General features: G+C 70.2%; 3 protein-coding genes and 1 pseudogene. 2 read left to right on the forward strand and 2 right to left on the reverse strand.

Going from position 1 to position 3354, the window contains the following annotated elements:
• Both ACFXMF_RS47200 and ACFXMF_RS47205 read right to left on the reverse strand, forming a co-directional pair.
• A pseudogene (locus ACFXMF_RS47200) lies at positions 1–735 on the reverse strand (hypothetical protein); the annotation flags it as partial.
• A gap of 184 nt (positions 736–919) precedes the next feature.
• A complete protein-coding gene (locus tag ACFXMF_RS47205; protein WP_379988957.1) occupies positions 920–2404 on the reverse strand; it encodes an MFS transporter in 1485 nt (494 codons plus the stop codon).
• Positions 2405–2519: 115 nt separating this feature from the next.
• Between ACFXMF_RS47205 and ACFXMF_RS47210 the strand changes: the two genes are divergently transcribed.
• Both ACFXMF_RS47210 and ACFXMF_RS47215 read left to right on the forward strand, forming a co-directional pair.
• Positions 2520–2891: a MarR family transcriptional regulator gene (locus ACFXMF_RS47210; protein WP_360318083.1), complete on the forward strand. Its 372-nt coding sequence runs from the start codon at positions 2520–2522 to the stop codon at positions 2889–2891.
• Between the two features lie 77 nt (positions 2892–2968).
• Positions 2969–3354 (forward strand): hypothetical protein (locus ACFXMF_RS47215; RefSeq protein WP_380021298.1); only part of this gene is annotated, 386 nt, incomplete at its 3' end.

Consider the following 3354-nt stretch of genomic DNA (forward strand, 5'->3'; position numbering starts at 1 on the left):
GTTCTGTGACGGGTTCTGCTCGGGGATGTGACCCCTTATTCCGCACAGGAACAGGCCGAGGTCGCCGACCGTGGACGTCGCCGCGGCGGCCTCCGCCCCCGCCCCCGCCTGCGTCGGCGGCGCCGGCACCGAGGTCGCCGGCGCCTGGAGCAGTTCGCGGTGGCGCAGCAGGGCTTGCAGGACGGCGAGCAACCCCCAGGCGCCCCAGGCCGGTTCGGTACGCGCGGCCCGACCCGTGGCGGCGCCGAGCGCGATCGAGCGAATCGTTTCGGCGTGACTCGCGCCGAGCCGGTTCGTGGCCTCCACACCGATCCGGGCCGCGAGGTGGTCGTGTACGAGGAATCGGCTCGTCATCAGGGCCACGCTGAGCTTCAACGCCCCGGGCCCGGTCCGGGTCAGCGCACCGGGGTCCTTGGCCCGGCGCAACAGGGCCCGGCGCCGCCGCAGTTCGAACGCGACCGGCGGCAGCAGATTCGGGTGGAACGCCGCTTCGGCGACCTGTCGATCGTCGAGTCCGGGCACCATGTCCCGTACCAACCCGGGTGCGGCGGACCCGATCACCGTCCCGGTCGCCCGCAACCAGCGGTGCGTGCCGCCGAGTTCGAGCCGAGGCAGATCACGCAGCGCGAGGTCGGTGACCGGGCCGCGCAGTATCGAGGAAAGCTCGGCCGCCCGCGCGGGCCGGAGTCCCAGCGCTTCGAGCCCTACGGCGGGATCGGCCGCGGCGTCGTCCACGGGTTCTTCCGGTGCACCCCGTCGATTCCACAACCCCATGTCGACCTCCCATCCGGTTCGTTCGATCCGGTCGCCTCGCCGTCATCGTCGCATGCCGAAGCCCCCACGCGCGGAAGGGATCGCGTGGGGGCTTCGGGGTATCGGGTCCGGCGCCGGCCGTGGATACGGCGCGGCCTGAGGCGGATTACGAGAGGCTGGTGGAGTCGGCCGTCTTCGGCCGGCGGCGCGCGGATCCCAACAGCGGGACGAGGTTGAGCAGGAGACCGACGATCGCGACGCCGGTGACCAGGTTCGCACCGGGCCGGTAGGCGCCGAAGTCGGTGTCCCCGGCGGTGGCGCCGGTGGTGACGGCGGTGACCACGGCCAGTACGAGCGCCGCGCCGACCTGGCCGGAGGTCTGCACCAGGCCGGAGGCGAGGCCCTGTTCGGAGTCCTCGATGCCCTCGGTGGCCTGGGACATGATCGAGCTGAAGCCGAAGGCGAAGCCGCCGCCGAGGAGCAACATCGTGGGCAGCACGGTGAAGGCGTAGTTCGGCGTGCCGCCGGCGGTGGCCAGGAACCACAGGTAGCCCAGGCTCATCGAGGCCATCGACGCGATCAGCAGCGGCGCGGTGCCGTAGCGGTTGATCAGGCGTCCGGTGAACGGCGAGCCGAAGGCCACCACGAGGCCGGCGGGCAGCAGGGCCAGGGCCATCCGCAGCGCGGACCAGCCCAGACCGTCCTGGAGGTAGAGCGTCATCATGAACTGGAAGCTCATGTAGGAGCCCATCAGCGCGACGATGCTCAGGTTGGCCCGCACCACCGTGCCGATCCGCAGGATGCCGAAGCGCACGAGCGGGTGGGCGATGCGCTTCTCGACGAACACGAACGTGGTGAGCAGTGCGGCGGCCAGGACGACCGAGCCGAGCGTGATGGGTGCGGTCCAGCCACGTTCGGGCGCCGAGACCACGGTGTAGACGGCGAGCAACATGCCGCCGCTGAGGGTGACCGCGCCGACCAGGTCGTGGCCGCCGGAGTCGGCGGGACGGTCGCGCGGGATCAGGATGTAGCCGGCGATCAGGGCCAGGATGGCCAGCGGTACCGGGGTCAGGAAGGTCCAGCGCCAGCCGAATTCGGTGAGCAGACCACCCAGGATCAGGCCGGAGGAGTAGCCGCTGGCACCGAAGACGGAGAACACCGAGAGCGCTCGGTTGCGGGCCGGGCCCTCCGGGAACGTCGTGGTCAGGATGGACAGTGCGGTCGGCGCGGTGAAGGCCGCGGCCAGACCCTTGACGAAGCGGCTGGCGATCAGCAGGCCGCCGCTGTCCACCAGACCGCCGAGCAGCGAGGCGGCGGCGAACACCGCGAGTGCGATCAGGAAGACCCGGCGCCGGCCGAGCAGGTCGGCGGTGCGACCGCCGAGCATCATCAGGCCGCCGTATCCGAGCACGTACCCGTTGACGATCCACTGGAGCGAGGTCGCGGACATGCCCAGTTCGTGGCCGATCGACGGCAGCGCGACGCCGACCATCGACACGTCGAGGCCGTCCAGGAACAGGACGAGGCACAACACGGCCAAAACGCCCCAGAGTCTGGGGGTCCAGTGTGGAGCGGACGAGCTCGGGTCGGACGGGAGGACGGAGGGCTCGCGGGAGGACGGTCCCGCGTAGGTCTCGACTGTTGGGGCCATGACGACGAACATATATGCGCGCGCATTGAATGTCTACGCATTAAATGTGAGAGCACTAAATGTGTGGGCAATAAATTCACTTGCATATTCTGCTGTGGGGCGCTACCGTGACGCGATGAAGACCGAGGAGCCGCTGATCGAGAGCTGGCGCAACCTGTTGTCGCAGTACAGCCGGGTGGCCCACGAACTCGACCGTGCCCTCCAGGCGGAGCACTGCCTGACGATGAGCGACTTCGAGGTGCTGGACCGCCTGATCGCCGCCGACGGCTGCAAGGCCCGCATCCACGACCTGGTCGGCGATCTGCACCTGAGCCAGAGCGCCTCCTCGCGGGCCGTCGCCCGCCTGGAGAAGTGCGGCCTCGTGGAGCGCGCGATGTGCGACACCGACCGCCGAGGCGTCTTCGTCACCGCGACGGATCGCGGCCGAGACCTGCACGATGCGGCGCGACAGACGCAACTCGCGGTGTTGCAGAAGCACTTGGCCTGATCGCAGCGGACCCACCCCGGCCGCGACCGGCTCGTCCCGTTTCCGTTCATCCGCTCGTCCCGCTCCGGAGGAATCTGGTGAAGTGGGTTCCTGGTTCGGCTCGGCGTATCGGCGAGAAGGCGTTTCTGCCGGCGCTGCTGGTGGTGGCGCTCGCGGTGGCGGGGGTTTGGGTGGTGTTCAACGCCGCGCTCACGGCCGCCGTCGCGCGGGATCTGGTGGTCGACGGCCCGAACGGGCGTTGGATCGACATCCCGCTCGGAAGCTGCGGGACGTTGTTCTTCGCCGCGATGGCGGGCGTGCCGGTCGGGGCTGCTGCGGGCTTGGCGGGGGCGTTCCACGAACGGGTGGGGCGGATCTGCTTCGTCGTGGGGCTGCTGCTCGGGGGCGTCGGGGTGCCTTGGCTGCTTTGGCATTCGGGCGTGGTTCCGCCGTTGGGCGACTTCTCGCCGTCGGGGGGCGGGGA

Origin of the sequence: Embleya sp. NPDC059213, from assembly GCF_042754445.1 — a bacterium.
In the GTDB taxonomy this organism is placed as follows: Bacteria; Actinomycetota; Actinomycetes; order Streptomycetales; family Streptomycetaceae; genus Embleya.

Coding starts and splice junctions, on each gene's coding strand:
- ACFXMF_RS47205 (WP_379988957.1), bottom strand. CDS start 2,404: ATGGCCCCAACAGTCGAGACCTACGCGGGACCGTCCTCCCGCGAGCCC.
- ACFXMF_RS47210 (WP_360318083.1), top strand. CDS start 2,520: ATGAAGACCGAGGAGCCGCTGATCGAGAGCTGGCGCAACCTGTTGTCG.